Annotated in this window: 14 protein-coding genes; 4 read left to right on the forward strand and 10 right to left on the reverse strand. The window is 73.3% G+C overall.

Annotated elements, in window-relative coordinates:
• Positions 1 to 16: 16 nt before the first annotated feature.
• From mfd to DEI81_RS14465, 4 genes are all read right to left on the reverse strand, one after another.
• Positions 17 to 3,610 (reverse strand): transcription-repair coupling factor, encoded by a 3,594-nt coding sequence (mfd, locus tag DEI81_RS14450; RefSeq protein WP_111011435.1) that lies wholly within the window; start codon positions 3,608 to 3,610, stop codon positions 17 to 19.
• 113 nt (positions 3,611 to 3,723) lie between these two features.
• Positions 3,724 to 4,308 (reverse strand): aminoacyl-tRNA hydrolase, encoded by a 585-nt coding sequence (gene pth / locus DEI81_RS14455; protein ID WP_111011436.1) that lies wholly within the window; start codon positions 4,306 to 4,308, stop codon positions 3,724 to 3,726.
• A gap of 21 nt (positions 4,309 to 4,329) precedes the next feature.
• Positions 4,330 to 4,914 (reverse strand): 50S ribosomal protein L25/general stress protein Ctc, encoded by a 585-nt coding sequence (locus tag DEI81_RS14460; RefSeq protein ID WP_111011437.1) that lies wholly within the window; start codon positions 4,912 to 4,914, stop codon positions 4,330 to 4,332.
• Positions 4,915 to 5,114: 200 nt separating this feature from the next.
• On the reverse strand, positions 5,115 to 5,903 hold the full coding sequence (locus DEI81_RS14465) for an alpha/beta fold hydrolase (protein WP_111011438.1): 789 nt from the start codon (positions 5,901 to 5,903) through the stop codon (positions 5,115 to 5,117).
• Between the two features lie 53 nt (positions 5,904 to 5,956).
• Here DEI81_RS14465 and DEI81_RS14470 point away from each other — a divergent pair, with 53 nt between their 5' ends.
• A complete protein-coding gene (locus DEI81_RS14470) occupies positions 5,957 to 6,448 on the forward strand; it encodes a MarR family winged helix-turn-helix transcriptional regulator (protein WP_111011439.1) in 492 nt (163 codons plus the stop codon).
• Between the two features lie 11 nt (positions 6,449 to 6,459).
• On the opposite strand, the gene DEI81_RS14475 is transcribed toward DEI81_RS14470, so the two are convergent.
• Positions 6,460 to 7,515 carry a hypothetical protein gene (locus tag DEI81_RS14475; protein WP_111011440.1) on the reverse strand — a complete coding sequence of 352 codons (1,056 nt, stop codon included), beginning with the start codon at positions 7,513 to 7,515 and terminating at the stop codon, positions 6,460 to 6,462.
• Between the two features lie 325 nt (positions 7,516 to 7,840).
• Here DEI81_RS14475 and DEI81_RS14485 point away from each other — a divergent pair, with 325 nt between their 5' ends.
• A complete protein-coding gene (locus DEI81_RS14485; protein ID WP_111011442.1) occupies positions 7,841 to 9,151 on the forward strand; it encodes a hypothetical protein in 1,311 nt (436 codons plus the stop codon).
• 27 nt (positions 9,152 to 9,178) lie between these two features.
• On the opposite strand, the gene manD is transcribed toward DEI81_RS14485, so the two are convergent.
• Genes manD through DEI81_RS14510 form a run of 5 tightly spaced genes read right to left on the reverse strand, consistent with a single transcriptional unit; the run spans position 9,179 to position 14,688 of the window.
• On the reverse strand, positions 9,179 to 10,417 hold the full coding sequence (gene manD, locus DEI81_RS14490) for a D-mannonate dehydratase ManD (RefSeq protein ID WP_111011447.1): 1,239 nt from the start codon (positions 10,415 to 10,417) through the stop codon (positions 9,179 to 9,181).
• 47 nt (positions 10,418 to 10,464) lie between these two features.
• Positions 10,465 to 11,787 (reverse strand): mannitol dehydrogenase family protein, encoded by a 1,323-nt coding sequence (locus tag DEI81_RS14495; RefSeq protein WP_111011443.1) that lies wholly within the window; start codon positions 11,785 to 11,787, stop codon positions 10,465 to 10,467.
• The gene (locus tag DEI81_RS14500; protein WP_111011444.1) at positions 11,784 to 12,644 is read right to left on the reverse strand and encodes a sugar phosphate isomerase/epimerase; all 861 of its coding nucleotides are present in this window, start codon (positions 12,642 to 12,644) and stop codon (positions 11,784 to 11,786) included. Before DEI81_RS14500 ends, DEI81_RS14495 begins: the two co-directional genes overlap by 4 nt.
• Entirely contained in the window at positions 12,641 to 13,849 is a 1,209-nt protein-coding gene (locus tag DEI81_RS14505) for a Gfo/Idh/MocA family protein (protein ID WP_111011445.1), read from the reverse strand. The genes DEI81_RS14500 and DEI81_RS14505 overlap by 4 nt, the downstream gene beginning before the upstream one ends.
• Positions 13,846 to 14,688, reverse strand: a complete 843-nt coding sequence (locus tag DEI81_RS14510; protein ID WP_111011448.1) for a sugar phosphate isomerase/epimerase — start codon at positions 14,686 to 14,688, stop codon at positions 13,846 to 13,848. The genes DEI81_RS14505 and DEI81_RS14510 overlap by 4 nt, the downstream gene beginning before the upstream one ends.
• A 194-nt stretch (positions 14,689 to 14,882) precedes the next feature.
• Between DEI81_RS14510 and DEI81_RS14515 the strand changes: the two genes are divergently transcribed.
• Entirely contained in the window at positions 14,883 to 15,923 is a 1,041-nt protein-coding gene (locus DEI81_RS14515) for a LacI family DNA-binding transcriptional regulator (protein WP_309146677.1), read from the forward strand.
• Positions 15,920 to 17,371 (forward strand): glucuronate isomerase, encoded by a 1,452-nt coding sequence (gene uxaC / locus DEI81_RS14520; RefSeq protein ID WP_258368766.1) that lies wholly within the window; start codon positions 15,920 to 15,922, stop codon positions 17,369 to 17,371. Before DEI81_RS14515 ends, uxaC begins: the two co-directional genes overlap by 4 nt.
• Positions 17,372 to 17,596: the final 225 nt, after the last annotated feature.

The following is a 17,596-nucleotide window of genomic DNA, read 5'->3' on the forward strand; positions in this document are numbered from 1 at the left end:
GCGATCCCGCCCACGCCTACGCGGCCGGCGCCTGCTCCGGCACGTTCGCGCCGTAGATCGCCGTGAGGATCGACTCCACCCAGTCGATGAGCGCATCGTCCGGTAGCGGCTCGCCGTTCCGCTTCGGGAGCGGGATGCTCGTCGCGTTCTGCTGGGCGAACCACCGCGACCCCGGGAACATGCGGGTGAGCCGGACCTGCTGGGAATCGGCGAGCTCCTTGCCCGCGACCCGGAGGTTCGACCCCATCACGACGACGTCGGACAGGCCGACCTGCTGCGCCATGCGCCGGAGCCGCGAGACCTCGATGAGCGTCGTGACCGCCTTCGGGGGCGTGCCGTACCGGTCGGTGAGCTCGTCGAGCACCATGTCGATCGCGGCGTCCTGCGCCGAAGGAGCCGACGCGGCCGAGAGCTTCTGGTACGCCTCGAGCCGGAGCCGCTCGCTCTCGACGTAGTCCTCGGGGATGCGGGCGTCGACCGGGAGCTCGAGGCGGAGTTCCGTCTGCCCCTCGGCGACGTCGCCGCGGAACTGCCCGACGGCCTCGCCGATCATCCGGAGGTAGAGGTCGAACCCGACCCCCGCGATGTGACCGGACTGTTCGCCACCGAGCAGGTTGCCCGCTCCGCGGAGCTCGAGGTCCTTGAGGGCGACCTGCATGCCCGCACCGAGCTCGTTGTTCGCCGCGATGGTCTCGAGGCGGTCCTGCGCGGTCTCGGACAGGGGCTTGTCGGCGTCGTAGAGGAAGTACGCGTACCCGCGCTCGCGCCCGCGGCCGACACGACCCCGGAGCTGGTGCAGCTGCGACAGCCCGTACTTGTCGGCGCGGTCGATGATGAGGGTGTTCGCGTTCGCGATGTCGAGGCCGGTCTCGATGATGGTGGTCGACACGAGGACGTCGAACTTGCGCTCCCAGAAGTCGACCATCACCTGCTCGAGGGCCTGCTCGGACATCTGGCCGTGCGCGACCGCGATCCGGGCCTCGGGCACGATCTCGGCGAGGTGCGCGGCGGTGCCCTGGATGTCCTTGACGCGGTTGTGCACGTAGAACACCTGGCCCTCGCGGAGCAGCTCCCGCCGGATCGCCGCCGCGACCTGCATGTCCGACTGCGGCCCGACGAAGGTCAGGATCGGATGGCGGTCCTCGGGCGGGGTGGCGAGGGTCGACATCTCGCGGATGCCGGTCACGGCCATCTCGAGTGACCGCGGGATCGGGGTCGCGCTCATGGCGAGGACGTCGACGTTCGTCTTGAGCTTCTTGAGCTGGTCCTTGTGCTCGACGCCGAAGCGCTGCTCCTCGTCGATGATCACGAGGCCGACGTCCTTGAACTGCACCTGCTGGGACAGGATGCGGTGCGTCCCGATCACGATGTCGACCGTGCCGTCGGCGAGGCCCGCGATGGTCTCCTTCGATTCCTTCTCGGTCTGGAACCGGCTCAGGGCGCGCAGGTGCACGGGGAACCCGGCGAAGCGTTCCTGGAAGGTCTCGAAGTGCTGGCGGACCAGCAGCGTGGTCGGCACGAGGACCGCGACCTGCTTGCCGTCCTGCACGGCCTTGAACGCGGCGCGGATCGCGACCTCGGTCTTGCCGTAGCCGACGTCGCCGGACAGCAGGCGGTCCATCGGGATCGGCCGCTCCATGTCGGCCTTGATCTCGTCGATCGTGGTGAGCTGATCGGGCGTCTCGGCGAACGGGAAAGCTTCTTCGAGCTCGCGCTGCCAGGGGGTGTCCGGCCCGAAGGCGTGCCCCTTCGACGCCATCCGCGCCGAGTAGAGCTTGACGAGCTCCACCGCGATGTCGCGGACCGCCTTGCGCGCCTTGCTCTTGGCCGACGCCCAGTCGCTGCCGCCCATCTTGCTGAGCGTCGGGGCCTCGCCGCCGACGTAGCGCGAGAGCTGGTCGAGCTGGTCCGTCGGCACGTAGAGCTTGTCGCCCGGGTACCCGCGCTTCGATGGCGCGTACTCGAGCACGAGGTACTCGCGCTGCGTCTTGACCGCGTTCCGACCACCCGACGAGACCTCGCGCGAGACGAGCTCGACGAACTTGCCGATCCCGTGCGTGGTGTGCACGACGACGTCACCCGGCTTGAGCTGCAGGGGGTCGACGACGTTCTTCCGGCGGCTGGCGAGCTTCTTCACCTGCCGGGCTCCCTGCTGGGCGCTCCGGCCGTAGAACTCGGCCTCGGACATCACGAGCAGGCGGAGCTCCGGCACGGCGAACCCGTGCTCGACCGACGCGGTCGTGAGCAGCACGGCGCCGGGCTCCGGGGGCTCGGTGACGTCCTCGACCCGGGCGGCGACGCCGGCGTCCGCGAGGACCTGCACGGCACGCTCGACCAGACCGGCGCCCTGCGCGGTGACCACGACGGACCAGCCGTCTCGCGTGCGCTCGGCGACGTGCTCGACCGCGCCCTCGGCGCTGCCGGTGAAGCTCGGGACGGTCTCGGCGGGCACGCGGAGGTAGTCGCCCGCCGACTCGACCGCCTGCTCGTCGGTGAGGTCGGCACCGGAGTCGAACGGCGACACCGTCCACCAGGTGCGGTCGCCACGGGACTGCTTGAGCGCCCCGAGGGACAGGAAGTTGCCGGCGTCGAGGTCGATGGGGGCCTGCGCCCCGGCGGTCGCCGCACTCCACGCGGCCTGCAGGAACTCCTGGTTCGTCTCGGCCAGGCTGTGCGCCCGGGCGACGACACGCTCGGGCGAGAACACCGCGACGACCGCCGAGGACGGCAGGTAGTGGGTGACGGGCACGAGGCGGTCGACCAGGGCGGGCGCGAGGGACTCCATGCCCTCGACCGGGATGCCCTCGGCGATCTTGGCGAGCATCTGGGACAGGCTCGGGAACTCGTGGAGCATCTCGCGCGCCCTCTGCCGGACGCTCTCGCCGAGCAGGAGCTCGCGGCTCGCGGTGAGCTCCACCTGCCCGAGGTCCTCGTCCGTCGAGCGCTGGTCCGCGACGCTGAACGCCTTGATCGCGTCGATCTCGTCGCCGAAGAAGTCGATGCGGACCGGGTGGTCGGCCGTCGGCGGGAAGACGTCGAGGATGCCGCCGCGGACCGCGAACTCGCCACGGCGGGACACGAGGTCGACCCGGGCGTAGGCGAGGTCGACGAGGGCGCCGGCGAGCTGCGTGAGGTCGTTGCCCCGGGAGTTCGTCCGGAGCACCAGGGGTGCCATCGCGGTCATGTTGTCCGCGATGGGCTGGAGCGCGGCGCGCACGCTCGCCACGACGACGATCGGCCCACGGGGTTCGCCCCGGTCGGCGGCGGCCTGCCAGTCGGCGAGGCGCCGCAGGGTGTTGATGCGCGTGCCGACCGTCTGCGCGCTCGGGCTCAGGCGCTCGTGCGGCAGGGTCTCCCACGCGGGGAACTCGAGGACCTCGGCCTCGGGCACGTAGCACCGGACGGCGTCACGCACGCCCTCGGCCTCGCGCCCGGTGGCGGTGATCACGAAGGCGCACTGCGGGCCGTCCCGCTCGGCGAGCAGCGCCGCCAGCAACGGGACGCGGAGGCCGTCGACGACGGAGAAGTCGGCGTCACGCGGGGCGGCGGCGAGGACACGATCGAACGCGGAGGCGCGCGCGAGCGCAGGGATGATGCCCGAGATCGTCACTCATCCGATGGTACCGGCGCCCTCCGACAGGCGATCCGGCCCGCCGCGTGCTGTGGGCGAACGGAAGGGAGATGGGCGGGCGCACACCGAGCCTCCCGGTCGTCCCACGACGGTCAGGCCGGCGCGTGGAACCGCTGCTGCGCGGCGAGGAGGCCGTCGGTCGCGATCGCCTCGACCGCGTCGGCGGCCTCGGCCAGGAGCGACGGCAGCACCTTGCGCTCGGTCGACGAGAAGTCACGGAGCACGTAGTCGGCCGGGTCCTGCCGACCGGGCGGGCGGCCGATGCCGACGCGGACCCGAGCGAACTCGTTCGTCCCGCAGGCCTTGATGATGTCGCGGAGCCCGTTGTGCCCGCCGTGCCCGCCGCCGGATTTGAGCCGGAGCGTGTCGAAGGGCAGGTCGAGCTCGTCGTGCACGACGACGAGATCGGCGGGCGTCAGACCGTAGAACGACAGGGCAGCCGACACCGGGCCGCCGGACGTGTTCATGAACGACGCGGGCTTGACCAGGATGAGCTTCGGCCCACCCGGGGCCGTGCGGCCCTCGGCGACCTGCGCGGGGGTCTTGTGCTTCCGGAAGGTCGCACCGATCCGCACCGCGAGGTCGTCGAGGACCATCTGTCCGACGTTGTGCCGGTTGCCGGCGTAGTCGGGCCCGGGGTTGCCGAGCCCGACCACGAGCAGCGTTCGTTCCGCCATGGGCGTCGGGAGGCTCGCGGACTACTCCGCGGCGTCCTCGCCGGCCTCGTCGCCCTCGTCACCGGCGCCGCGGGGCGTGCTGATGCTGACGACCAGGGCCTCCGGGTCGGTGTCGAGCTCGGCGCCCTCGGGGAGCGTGATGTCCGAGGCGTGCAGCTGGGCACCGTCCTCGAGGCCCGTGACGTCGACGACGACGTGCTGCGGGATGTTCGTCGCGAGGACGACCAGCGACAGCGTGGACTCGTCCTGCACGTGGATGGTGCCCGGAGCCGACTCGCCCTCGACGACCACGGGGACCTCGACGGTGACCCGCTCGCCCTGACGGAGCACGACGAGGTCGATGTGCTCGATGATCTGCCGCACCGGGTCACGCTGGACGTCCTTGACGAGCACGAGCTGCGTGGCGCCCTCGATGTCGAGCTCGATGATCGCGTTCGCGCGGCGGACGACGAGCATCGTGTCGTGCCCGGGCAGCGTGACGTGCTGCGGGTCGGTGCCGTGACCGTAGACGACGGCGGGGATCTTGTCGGCGGCGCGGAGCTTGCGTGCCGCGCCCTTGCCGAATGCGGTGCGGTGCTCGGCGGCGAGCTGGTACTGGTCGGCCATGGTGGTGCCTCCTGGGTGGGGACGACCGCCATGCGGCCGTCGTCGGTCAGTGTGTTCGACTCGAACGCGTCACAGCGCCAGGAGGGCCCGTGATCCGGGGCCACCGCCGGTCACCCGCACGGAGCACGGGACCGGATCTCCTACCGCGTCGATCACGGCCGCGCCTGCGCACGACCCTCGCCGAAGTCCAGTCGGTCACTCTAGCGCATGTCGTGCGCCTCGTCCGCGCCGGGCGTCGGGAGCGCGGTCACGAACGCGTCGACCGCGGCGAACGTGGCGTCGGCGCGCTCGAGCTGCGGCAGGTGGCCCGCCGCCTCGACCACGACGAACCGCGCGTCGGGCAACGCATCCGCGAGCGCGGCCCCGTACGCGGGGGTGACGATGCGGTCGCTGTCACCCCACAGGACGAGCGCCGGGACCCGCACGTCGGCGAGCCGGGAGGCGAGGGTCGGGTCGGCCATCGCGGCGCCGCCCGCGTAGGTCCGGAGCGCGGCCATGTTCGCGGCCTGGACGCGCCGGCGCTCGTCCGAGAGCGTCGCCGGGTCGAGGTACCCGCGCTCCGGGTCGTGCCAGGCGTACTCAGCCACCCCGCGCGCGTCGAGCGCGAAGAAGTCGCGCACCGGCTCGTCGGGCACCGTCACGCCCACCGCGTCGACGACGAGGAGCGCGCCGACCGCGTCCGAGCCGCGCTCTGCCGCCTGGACGGCCATCTCGAGCGCGATCCAGCCGCCGAGCGAGTTGCCGACGAGCACGGCGTTCCGGGCGTCGCGCTGCTCGAGCAGGTCGAGGTACACGCCCGCGAGTGCCCGCACCGTGTCGAGGTCGTCCGGACGGTCGGTGCCGTTCCACCCCGGGTGCGTCGGTGCGATGACGTGGTGCGTCTCGGCGAGGTGCGCCACGAAGGGCGCCACCGTCGCGGGGCCGCCGCCGCCGTGCAGCACGAGGGCGAGGGGGCCGTCGGTGCCGCGTTCGTCGAGGGTGATGTCCATGGTGTCGCTCCTGTCTCAACATGTTTATCTAATGCTGCTGATACGGTAGCACCATGACGACGGACCTGCGACGACTCGGCCGGATGGTGAAACAGGCGCAGTGGCGTGACCACCGTGCGGTCGACGCGGCCCTGCACGGTGTCGGGACGACCCTCGCCCAGTGGGACGCCCTCCGCGCGATCGCCACCCGCCCCGGGGCCTCGGCGCACGCGCTCGCACTCGTGACGTTCCAGAGCGACCAGGCGTTCGGGACCCTCACGACGCGCATGGCCACGCGGGGGCTCGTCGAGCGCCATCCCGGGGTGGGCCGCCGGGTTCGGTACGAACTCACCGCCGAGGGTGAACGGCTCCTCGTAGCCGGACAGGAGGCCGCGGACCGGACGCTCGCGACGCTGTTCGCGCCCCTCGACGAGGCGGACCGGGCGGCATTGACGTCGATCCTCGGCCGGCTGCTCGGCGAGGACGACGACGGGGGCAGCGCCGACGGCGATGGTGCCGACGGTGGTGCCCACGTGGGCTCGGACACGCCGGAGGACGACCGGTAGCAGACGCGGGCTCAGCCCACCTCACGCCGGTGCGCGCGGGCCCGCCGGAGCGCCGTCCGCGCCTCGTCCGCGCGTTCCTCCGCGGCGTCGCGATCGTCCTCGAGCCGCTGCGTCTCCCGTTCGGCGTCGTCGAGGTCCCGGCGGACCGCGGCGAGCTCCTCCTCGAGGTCGTGCCGGCGCCCCTCGAGGTCACGACGGCGCTGGTCGGCGTCGTCGAGCGCGTCCTCGAGGCGCTCGAGGTCGTCGTCGGCGGTCCGGGAGGCGTCGCGTGCCGCCGCCTCGGCCGCCCGGGCCTCCTGGCGGACGCGGTCGTGGTCGTGGTCGTCGCCCTGCGTCGGACGGGAGGACCGGGGCGCGTCCGCCGGATGGCCACCGGTCGCGCGGCGCGGACGGCCGGTGCCGCCGCGCGACCGGCGGGGTGGCGTCGACTCGGGCTCCGGCTCCGGCTCCGCGTCGGGCTCCGGCTCCGGCTCCGCGTCGGGCTCCGGCTCCGGCTCCGGCTCCGGCTCCGGCTCCGGCTCCGGCTCAGCCTCGGCGCCCTCCCCGTCGATGTCGGGCACCGCCTCGGGCACCGCCACGGCGCCGTCGAGGTCGACCGGCTCGAACCCGACGGCCTCGAGCGCGCGGACGAGCATCCCGGACCGCACGGCAGCACCCGCACGGGGGTCCGCCATGGCCGCCTCGACCGTCGCCCCGACCTGCTCGAGCACGACGTCCGACGGCTCGTGCCCGGCGTCGCGAGCCAGATCGGCCCCGGCATCCGTGAGCGACGCCACGAGCGAGGCCCGCTCGCGCCGGAGCCGGCTGATCGCCCGCGGGTCGGCGTGCTCCTGCGCAGCGCGGAGCGCCGGTCCGAGGTCGACCGCGTCGTCGAGGGCGCCCTGCGCCGCGAGCAGGTCGACGACCCACGCGGCGGGCGAGGGCTTGCGGAGCGCCTTCACGCCGTCCGACAACGCCCGGTCGCGCTTCCGGAGGTCGCGTGCCCGCGCGGTCCGTTCGGCGACGAAGTCCTCGGGGCGTCGCCGGTACAGCTCGCGCGCGACGGCGGCGAGCTGCTCGGGGTCCATGCCGCCGAGTCTGCCCCGCGCCGCGACCGCCGGCTCGCGCCTCACCCGCCGGCTCGCGCCGCATCCACCGCTGCGGACGTCGCCGCCCTGCCAAGGGTGCCCCCCGACCGGGTCGCGAGGCCGTGCGCGACCTGTCCGAGCGAATCGGATCCTGCGAACTCGTACAGGTTATTCGGCTGACCCCCGAACAGGTGACAGGGCGCTCCACGGACCCTCACATCCGCGCTCGGCAGTCAACAGGCGTGCCTGAGAATCAGCCGAATCCGGGGGTACGGAAAACCGTTACGTTTCTGGTCGCTCACGACCTTCAGGGAGGAACGAGCCCATGGACAACACGGACCCGACCATGAACGAGACCACGACGAGCGGAACGGACCGCTCGGCCCGGCACCGCCTGCGCTGGGCGCTCCCGGTGACGGTCGCCGCGGTGGCGTCGTCGGTGGCGCTGATGGCATGTGCGCTGCCCCAGGGCGGCACCACCGCCGACGCTGCGACCACCGCCTCCTCGAAGCCGAGTGCCACTGCCGCCCCCGCGGCGGCGTCGCCCGCGGCGACGACGGCCACCCCGGTAGTGCGGGCGGACGTTGCGTCGCCCGCCCCGCGCACCATCACCGCGACCACGGCCGCCGCGAGCGCGTCGGCGGTACCGGCGTCGGCAGTGACGGCCACGACCGCCGCAGCATCCGGGATCGTGCGCGGCAAGGGCATCTCGCCCGGCGGCCTGTACGAGTCGGAGATCAACACGATGTCCGCCAGTGGAGCGCGCTCGGTGTTCCAGGACATGCGCTCCGCGGGCGTGCAGTGGGTCCGGCTCGACTACAACTACGCCGGCAACCCCACCGGGCACGGCGGCGCCTCCGACCAGACGATCACGCAGGCCCGGATGGCGGGTCTCAACGTCGAGGTCATCTTCGGTGACGGCACGGCATCCATGCCGGAATCCGCCGGGTACTCGGCGCAGAACGGCTGGATGACCTACTCGGTGCGGCGCCTCGCGGCCGGGGGCATCCACGACTTCGAGATCGGCAACGAGGTCAACCTCGGCTGGACGTGGGCGGGCGGCCACGCGAACCCCGCTGCCTACGCCGGTCTGCTGCGCACGGTGTACCCCATCATCCACCAGGCCGACCCGCAGGCCACCGTGCTCATGGCGGGCATGGCACCGTTCGGGCGGCAGGCCTCGGGGAGCGGCCCCCAGGGCAACGACTACAACCCCATCGACTTCATCCGCCAGATGTACTGGAACGGTGCGGCGGGCTGGTTCGACGCCGTCAACCTGCACCCGTACACCTACCCGGTGATGCCGATGACCGCAGACGGCGGCTACAACCTGCTGTCCGTCCTGCCGGACCTGCTCGCCGTCATGCGCCAGTACGGGGACGGTTCGAAGCCGATCTGGTGGACCGAGAGCGGCATGCCGACCGGCTCGGACGGCAACTACCCGGCGTTCTCCGTCGGGCAGCAGCAGGAGACCATCAAGGAGCTGTACCAGATCGCCGCGCAGTACCCGCAGGTCGGGCCGGTGTTCCTCTACGGCTGGCAGGACGACGGCCAGGACGGCGACTTCGGGCTCTACACCTGGTCACACCAGCGCAAGGCGTCCTTCGACACCTTCGCCGGGATCGCCGCGCAGTAGCGACATCGAGCGACGTCCTCCGCGGGGTCACCAGTCGTGCACGGTGCCGTCCGCCAGGCGGTTGTACGGCAGGTACGCCTGCTCGTACGGGTACTTCCCCGCCTCGTCGACGTCGAGGTCCACCCCGATGCCCGGCTGGTCGCCCGGGTGGAGCAGACCGTCCTCGAACGTGAAGGACTGCTGGAACACGGCGTTCGTCCGAGCCCCGTGCTGCATGTACTCCTGGATCCCGAAGTTGTGGATCGCGAGGCCGAGGTGCATCTGGGCCGCCATCCCGACCGGTGAGATGTCGGTCGGCCCGTGGAACCCGGAGCGGATCTGGTACTGCGCGGCGTACTCGACGAGCTTCCGCAGATGGCTGATCCCGCCGGTGTGGGTGACCGCGCTCCGGACGTAGTCGATGAGTTGCTCGCGGATGATCTGCTGGTAGTCCCAGAGCGAGTTGAACACCTCGCCGATCGCGAGCGGTGTCGTGGTGTGCTGGCGGACGAGCCGGAGGGCCTCGGGGTTCTCGGCCGGGGTGCAGTCCTCGAGCCAGAACAGGTCGTACGGCTCCAGGGACTTGCCGAGCTGCGCGGCCTGGATCGGGGTCATCCGGTGGTGGGCGTCGTGGAGCAGCGGCAGCTCGGGCCCGAACTCGTTCCGCACGGCCTCGAACACGGTGGGCACGTGGCGCAGGTACGACCGGGTGTCCCAGTCCTCCTGCGCCGGCAGGGCCCCGCGCTGCGCGGGCTCGTGGTCGTACCGGACGCCCTGGTCGCCGTCGAGCCGGGCGTTCGACGCGATGCCGTAGATGCTCTTGAGCCCGGGCACGCCGGTCTGCACGCGGATCGACCGGTAGCCCTGCTCCTGGTGTTCCCGGATCGAGTCGAACAGCTCCGGCAGGTCCTTGCCCGACGCGTGTCCGTACGCCATGAGCCCCTCACGCGAGGCGCCGCCGAGCAGCTGGTACAGGGGCATGCCGGCGGCCTTGGCCTTGATGTCCCAGAGCGCGATGTCGACCGCGGCGATGGCGGCCATCGTGACGGGACCGCGACGCCAGTACGCCCCGCGGTACAGGAGCTGCCAGGTGTCCTCGATGCGCGAGGCGTCGCGGTCGATGAGCATCGGCACGACGTGGTCACGCAGGTACGACACGACGGCGAGCTCACGGCCGTTCAGCGTCGCGTCCCCGAGACCGGTGATGCCGTCCTCGGTCGTGAGCTTCAGGGTCGTGAAGTTCCGGTCCGGGCTCGTCACCACGACCTCGGCCTTCGTGATGCGCATCCCCCGCGCACCCCGGGTGGAGCTCGTGGAGGGGAGGTCGGTGGCGGTCATGCGGTCGCTCCTCGTGTCGGATCGACGGCCTCGTCGCCGTCGTCGGTGTCCATCATGGTCCTGATGCGGGTCGCCGCCGCGGTGATCGCGGCCACGACCGGGTCGGTGTCGAGGTCCGGGTCGAGCACCGCCAGCACGTCGTGCACGTCGGCGTCCGGGGCGGGGGCGCCATCGTCCGACACGAGGTCGGCCTGCAGGGCGCAGTGCAGCCACCACGCCGCGACGACCGTCGCCGTGCCGGGTCCGACGCCGGCGTCCGGATCGCGCGCGAGCCGCCGCCGCAGGGGGTCGACGATCCGCACGGGGAGCTTGCGCGACCCGTCGCTCGCGATCTGTCGCAGCGTGTGGCGGATCCGCGGGTTCGCCCATCGCTCGAGCATCGCCGCACGCGCGGCGGCGATCTCGTCGGCCGGGAGGCGCACCTCGGCTCCGGCCTCGTCCCACAGCTGGTCGACGCGGCCGCGGCAGCGCGGGTCGGCGATCGCCTCGGCCACCGTCGTGTGCCCGAGCAGGAGGCCGAGGTAGGCGAGCAGCGAGTGCGCGGCGTTGAGGAGCCACAGCTTCCGCTGCTCGTACGGCTCGACGTCATCGACGATGCGGACCCCGGCACGCTCCCATGGCGGCCGGTCCCCCGCGAAGCGGTCGGCGAGGACCCACTCGGCGAACGGCTCGGCGACGACCGGCACGCGGTCGTCGGGCACCGCGCCGGGCAGCTCCTGGACGGCGGCGCGGTCCTCGTCGGTCGTGGCCGGGGTGATCCGGTCGACCATGGCGTCGGGGAACGTCACGTTCCGGTCGATCCAGGCGAGGAGGTCCGGGTCCGCCCCGACCGCCTCCCGCACGGCCCCGGCGAGGACCCGGCCGTTCCCGGCGAGGTTGTCGAGGCTGACGAGCGTGAGGGGGCCGCCCTCCGCGGTCGCCCGCGCCCGGAGGCCGTCGACGAGCCGGTCCGCGACGCCGGACCCCGGCCGGTAGCCGGCCTCGGTGACGGTGAGCGTGACGATCGCCGTCGTCGGGGACGCGAGGGCGGTCCTCCAGGCCGCTGTGTCGGACCCGGGGTGCGCGGCGACGACGACGTCCATGGCGGTCGCGGTGTCGCCGTCGGCCGCGCGCTCGACGAGCGTGTACCGGCAGTCCTGCGCCGTGAGCGTGGTGGCGGCGTCGGGTGACCGCCCGGTGAAGCCGACGATGCCCCAGGCGCGTCCGTCGTCGTCGGTGCCGGCGCGTTGCGTGTACCAGGCGAGGTGGGCGCGGGCGAACGCACCGATCCCCAGGTGGACGATGCCCGGTCGGCGGTCGGGTGCGGTGCCGCCCGTCACGGGGTGTCCGTCGACACGAGCGAGCGGAGGAACGCGAGGTCGTCGGCCGTGCGGTCCACGAGGGGCAGCTCGGTCGAGAAGTCCTCGACCGTGACCCAGCCGTCGTACCCGACGGTCCGCAGGTCGGCGAGGTAGTCCGCGACGGACTCCTGCCCGGTCCGGAGCGTCGCCCACTCGTGCACCCACACCGTGCTGCCGTCCGCGCGTCGGTCGTCCGTCGGCACCCAGCGGACGTTCTTGACGTGCACGTGCGCCAGGTAGGGGCCGAGCAGCTCGAAGGCGGCGAGGTGGTCCTCACGTCCCTCGGTGACGAGGTTGCCGAGGTCGTGGATGACCCCGACGTGCGCGGGGTCGAGACCGTCGACGAGCCGGAGCGCCGCGGACGCCGACGCGGTGATCGTGCCGTGGTGGAGCTCGACGAGCGCCTGCACTCCGAGCTCCGCGGCCCGCGCGGCGATCCACTCGAGGTCGGCGCGCGTGCGGTCGAACAGCTGGGGGTACGGGGTGCCCGTCCGGGTGTGCGGCATCGTGACCCGGACGCGCTCGGCCCCGAGCTCCGCGGTGGCCCGGAGCATCCGCAGGACCGCGTCGTGGTCCGACGCCTGCTGGTACCCGCCGATGCCGGAGTACGCGAGCCCCGAGCCGGCGGTGACGCGCGCGATCTGCCCGAGCCGGTCCTCCAGGCCCGTGAACGGCCAGGTGGCACGGTTGCCGGCCCAGAACCCCGGTGCGCCCTGGGCGTCCGGTTGGTCTGTGACACGCCACTCGACGCCGTCCCAGCCCTGCGCGGCGAGCATCGACACGGCCTGGTCGGGGGTCCACTCCGGCGTCGCCGCCGTGAACACCGAGAACCTCACGCGAGCACGCTCCCCGGGCCCGGGCCGACCATGGGTTCGACGTCGTCGTACCGGCCGCTCAGGACGTCGTCGACACGGACCGGCACGCCGAGCGTCGCCGACACGTACAGGGCCCGCACGGTCGCCAGGGACAGCAGGGCGGCCTCGACCGTCACCCCCGGCTCGCGCCCGTCGCGGATCGCGTCGACGAGGTCGTCGTACTGCCGAGCGTGGCCGTGGAGGAACGCGTCCGGCTCCGACGGGCCGCCGACGACGTGCTCGGGCGGCACCACCTCGGCCCGTTGGTCCGTGGCACCCGCGACGGCCTGGGCGCCGCTCGTCGTCGACGCGGACACCAGGGCCGCGTCGTCGGGCGCCATGTGGAAGAAGGCGAGTCGGTCGTCGTCGACGATCGCCGAACCGCGCGTGCCGTGCACCTGGTACCGCGCGGACAGCCCCGGGTAGGCGGCCGTCGTGCAGTGGACGACGGCGAGGGCGCCACCGTCGAACAGGACCGTCGCGACCGCGGTGTCCTCGACCTCGATCCGCTCGTGGGCGAGTCGACCGGTACGCGCCGACACCTCGACCGGGCGCCCGAGCGTCCAGACGAGCAGGTCGACGGTGTGCACACCCTGGTTCATGACCGCGCCACCGCCGTCGAGCGCCCAGGTACCCCGCCAGTCGCCGGAGTCGTAGTAGCCCTGCGAGCGGTACCAGGCGACGCTCGCGACGCCGCTCGTGAGGGTGCCGAACCCGCCCGAGTGCGCGGCCCGGGCCACCGCGACCGAGGCCGGGTCGAACCGGTGCTGGCTCACGACGGACACGACGAGCCCCCGGTCGCGAGCGGACGCGGCGAGCGCCGCGAGCTTCCGTGCCCGCGGGATCGTCGTGTCGAGCGGCTTCTCGATGAGGACGTGCTTGCCGGCCGCGATCGCCGCGGTCGCGAGGTCGACGTGCATCCCCGACGGCGAGCAGATCGCGACGATGTCGATCGCCACGGCGTCGACGGCCTCGCGGATGGTCGTCGCCGTCAGGGGTCGCTGCACGCCGGTCGCGGCGATCTCGTCCGCCAGGGCCACGGCCGCCGCGGGGACGGCGTCGACGAGGGCGACGAGGTCGAGGTCCGGGTGCTGTGCGGCGACACGGGCGTGGTGCTGGCCGATGACGCCCGCGCCGACGACGGCGAGGCGGAGCGGTGGGGCCGCGTCGGTGGGGCTGGTGCTCATCGCAGGGTGACTCCGATCTGTCGCGTGAGGTCCCGGAACGCGCGGGCGGCACGACCGAACGCGGCCGGTCCGCTCGATCCGCCGAGCCGGGTGGCACTCGCCAGGTGGGGCTCGAGGGAGGCGTGGCCGTCGTACCCGGCGTCGCGGAGCGCCGTCAGGGTCTCGCGGAGCTCGCCGTCGCCCTCGCCCGCGGGGACGACCGTGCCGTCGGCGGCCAGGGCGTCCTTGACCTGGAGGTAGACGACGTACGGGGCGAGGAGGTCCCAGCCGTCGGTGAACGGGCGCACCCCGCACTGGACGTAGTTCGCGTTGTCCCAGGCCAGGCGGAGCGCGTCCGATCCGACGGACTCCACCACGTCGAGCACCCGCTCGGGGACGTCGCCGTAGATGTCCTTCTCGTTCTCGTGCAGCAGTCGGACGCCCTCGCGCTCGGCGACGTCGGCGAGGGCCCGCATCCGCGTGAGGACCGCGTCGCGGACGTCCTCGGGGGTCTGCTCGGGCGACCGGTAGAACGAGAAGACCCGGATGTCCCGGGTCCCGAGGGCGTGCGCGGCGGCGATCGCCCGCTCGAGCCGCGTGACCTCGTGCTCGACGGGCAGGCCGACGTCGACCTTGCCGATCGGGGAGGCGACGGCCGAGACGGACTGGCCCCGGTCCTCCAGGAGGCGGTGCAGGCCGGCGAGCTGGTCCTCGTCGAGGTCCACGACGTTGACGCCCCACGCGCTGCGGACCTCGATCGCGCTCGCGCCGAGGGCCTGGAGCACGGCGACCTGGACGACCGGGTCGTCGTCGATCTCGTCGCCGAACCCCGAGAGGGTCCAGGCGGGTGCCTCGGTCATGTCGTCCTCCACGCCTCATGCTGGACCGGTCGGGATGCGGCACCGCGGAGGGTCCGCACCGACCCGTGTCGATGCTGCCGCTGTGGCAACGCTGTGGCAACCCGTTGCCATCGCGTTGCCACGGGCCCTACGGTCGGTGGCACGACCGAGCGCGCGAGGAGGCCGCCACGTCCGAGATCCAGGAGCCCCGCCGCGTGACGATCCGGGACGTCGCGCGGGCGGCCGCGGTCGCGCCCTCCACGGTCTCGCGGGCACTGGCCCGGCCGGGCCGCGTCAACGCCGCGACGCGCACCCGCATCGAGGCCGCCGCACGGGCCCTCGGGTACACGGCGCCGCGCAGCGAGCGCGGCACCCGGGACGTCGGGGCGGTCGCGGTCGTCGTGCCGGACGTGACGAACCCGTTCTTCTTCGACGTGATCCGCGGGGCACAGCACCGGCTCGCCGCGGCCGGCCGGACCCAGCTGCTCGTGGACACCGAGGAGTCCGCGGGGACCGAAGCAGCCACCCTCGGCGCGATCGCGTCACGGGTGGACGGCGCGGTGCTCGCCGCCTCGCGCCTGAGCGACGGCGAGATCGCACGGTTCGCGGGCCTCCTACCGGTCGTCGTCCTGAACCGGCGCGTGCCGTCCGTGTCGAGCGTGCTCATCGACACACCGGGCGGGGTCGGGCGGGCGCTCGAGCACCTCGTCTCGCTCGGACACCGGCACGTGCTGTACGTCGGCGGCCCCGAGACCTCGTGGTCGAACGAGCGACGGTGGCGGGCGCTCGCCGCCGCCGCCGCGCGGCTGCGCGTCCGGGTCGACACGGCTGGGCCGTTCGCGCCGGTCGTCGACTCCGGTGCGGCCGCCGCGGACGCCGCCGTCACCGCCGGGGTCACCGCGTGCATCGCGTTCAACGACCTCATCGCGATCGGGATGCTGCGCCGCCTGCGGGAGCGGTCGGTGCGCGTGCCCGTCGACATGAGCGTCGTCGGGTGTGACGACATCTTCGGCGCCGACTTCTGCGATCCGCCGCTCACCACCATGACGTCGCCCATCGAGCAGGCCGGACGCGTCGCCGTGACGATGCTGCTGCGGCGCATCGGCGGCGGTGTCCCGACCGACGCCGACGCCGCCGCCGCCGTCGTCGCCGACGCCGTCGCGGAGCACCCGACGGACTCGGTCGCCCTGCCCACCCACCTGACCGTCCGCGGGTCGACCGGGCCCGCCCCCGGCACCGAACGGAGTCCCGCATGACGAGCACCGACGCCCCCGCCGACACCGGCCGACCGATGGTCCCGCACCCCGACCGGCTGTTCCCCGCCGACCCGACGACGCGGTCGGTCGCCCGCCGCCTGTACGACGAGGTCGCCGAGGCCCCGATCCTGTCACCGCACGGACACGTGCCCGCCGAGGTGCTCGCCGACGACGAACCGTTCCCCGACCCGGCCGCGCTGCTCGTCACCCCGGACCACTACGTGCTCCGCCTGCTCCACGCCAACGGGGTGCCGCTCGACGCGCTCGGGCGCGCGCCGGTCGACGGGACGGGTGTCGTGCCTCCCGGCCGTGCCGTCTGGCGGACGCTCGCCGAGCACTGGGACGACTTCCTGGCCACCCCGGTGCGCGCGTGGTTCGAGACCGAGCTGCACGACGTGTTCGGGCTGACGGAGGAGCCGTCCGGCGCGAACGCCGACGCCCAGTACGACCGACTGGCCACGGCCCTCCGCGACCCCGGGATGCGCCCCCGCGCACTGTTCGACCGGTTCCGGATCGCGGTGCTCGCGACGACCGACGACCCGACGTCCGACCTCGCCGCGCACGCCCGACTGGCGGCCGACCCGGCCTTCTCCGGGCGGGTCATCCCGACGTTCCGTGCCGACGCCGTGTTCGAGCCGTCGCGCCCGGGCTGGAGGGACGTGGTCGCGCGGATCGGCGAGGCCGCCGGCATCGACACGGGAACGCACGCCGGGTTGCTCGAGGCGCTCCGGACCCGCCGCCGGTACTTCATCGAGCACGGTGCGACCGCGACCGACACGGGGGTCCTCGACGCCGGGTCCGCACCGCTGTCCCCGGTGGACCGGGAGCGCATCCACGCCGCCGCACTCCGGGGGCCGACCGCGCTCACCCCGGACGACGCCGCCGCGTACCGCCACGACATGCTGTACCGCTGGGCCGAGATGTCGTGCGAGGACGGCCTGGTCATGCAGTTGCACGCGGGGGTGCACCGGAACCACCACCGGCCGTCGTTCGAGCGCTACGGGTCCGATGCCGGCCACGACCTGCCCGCGGTCGGCGGGTTCACGGCGCCGCTCCGCCCCCTGCTCGAGGCGTTCGGCACCGTGCCGGGGTTCCACCTCGTGCTGTTCACCGTCGACGAGACCGTGTTCTCGCGCGAGGTCGGGCCGCTCGCGGGCTTCTACCCGGCCGTGTACGCCGGTGCGCCGTGGTGGTTCCTCGACACCCCCGGGGCGATGCGGCGGTTCCGCGAGGCCGTGACGGACTCGGCGTCGTTCGCCAAGACCTCCGGGTTCATCGACGACACCCGGGCGTTCTGCTCGATCCCCGCGCGGCACGACACCGCCCGGCGCGTCGACGCGGCGTACCTGGCCGACCTCGTGGTGACGCACCGGATCTCCGAGGAGGCCGCGGTGCGGACGGCGCACCGACTGGTGTCGGACATCCCGCGCGAGGTCTTCAAGCTCTGACGGGGCCATGCCGGCCGGCCGCCGCCCGCCGACCCCCTCTCGCCCGCCCCCAACCGTGAGATCGCGGTCGTTGCCGTCCCGAGGGGGGTCAGAACGGCAACGACTGCGATCTCACGGAGGAGGGCCGGGCCGGGCCGGCCGGGCCGGGGCCGGGTCAGTCCGTCTGGCTGCGCGCGGCGTCCACGATGGCGGCGCACTTGTCACCGAAGCTCGCCTGCATGAGCG

This window comes from Curtobacterium sp. MCBD17_013 (genome assembly GCF_003234565.1).
Lineage (GTDB): Bacteria > Actinomycetota > Actinomycetes > Actinomycetales > Microbacteriaceae > Curtobacterium.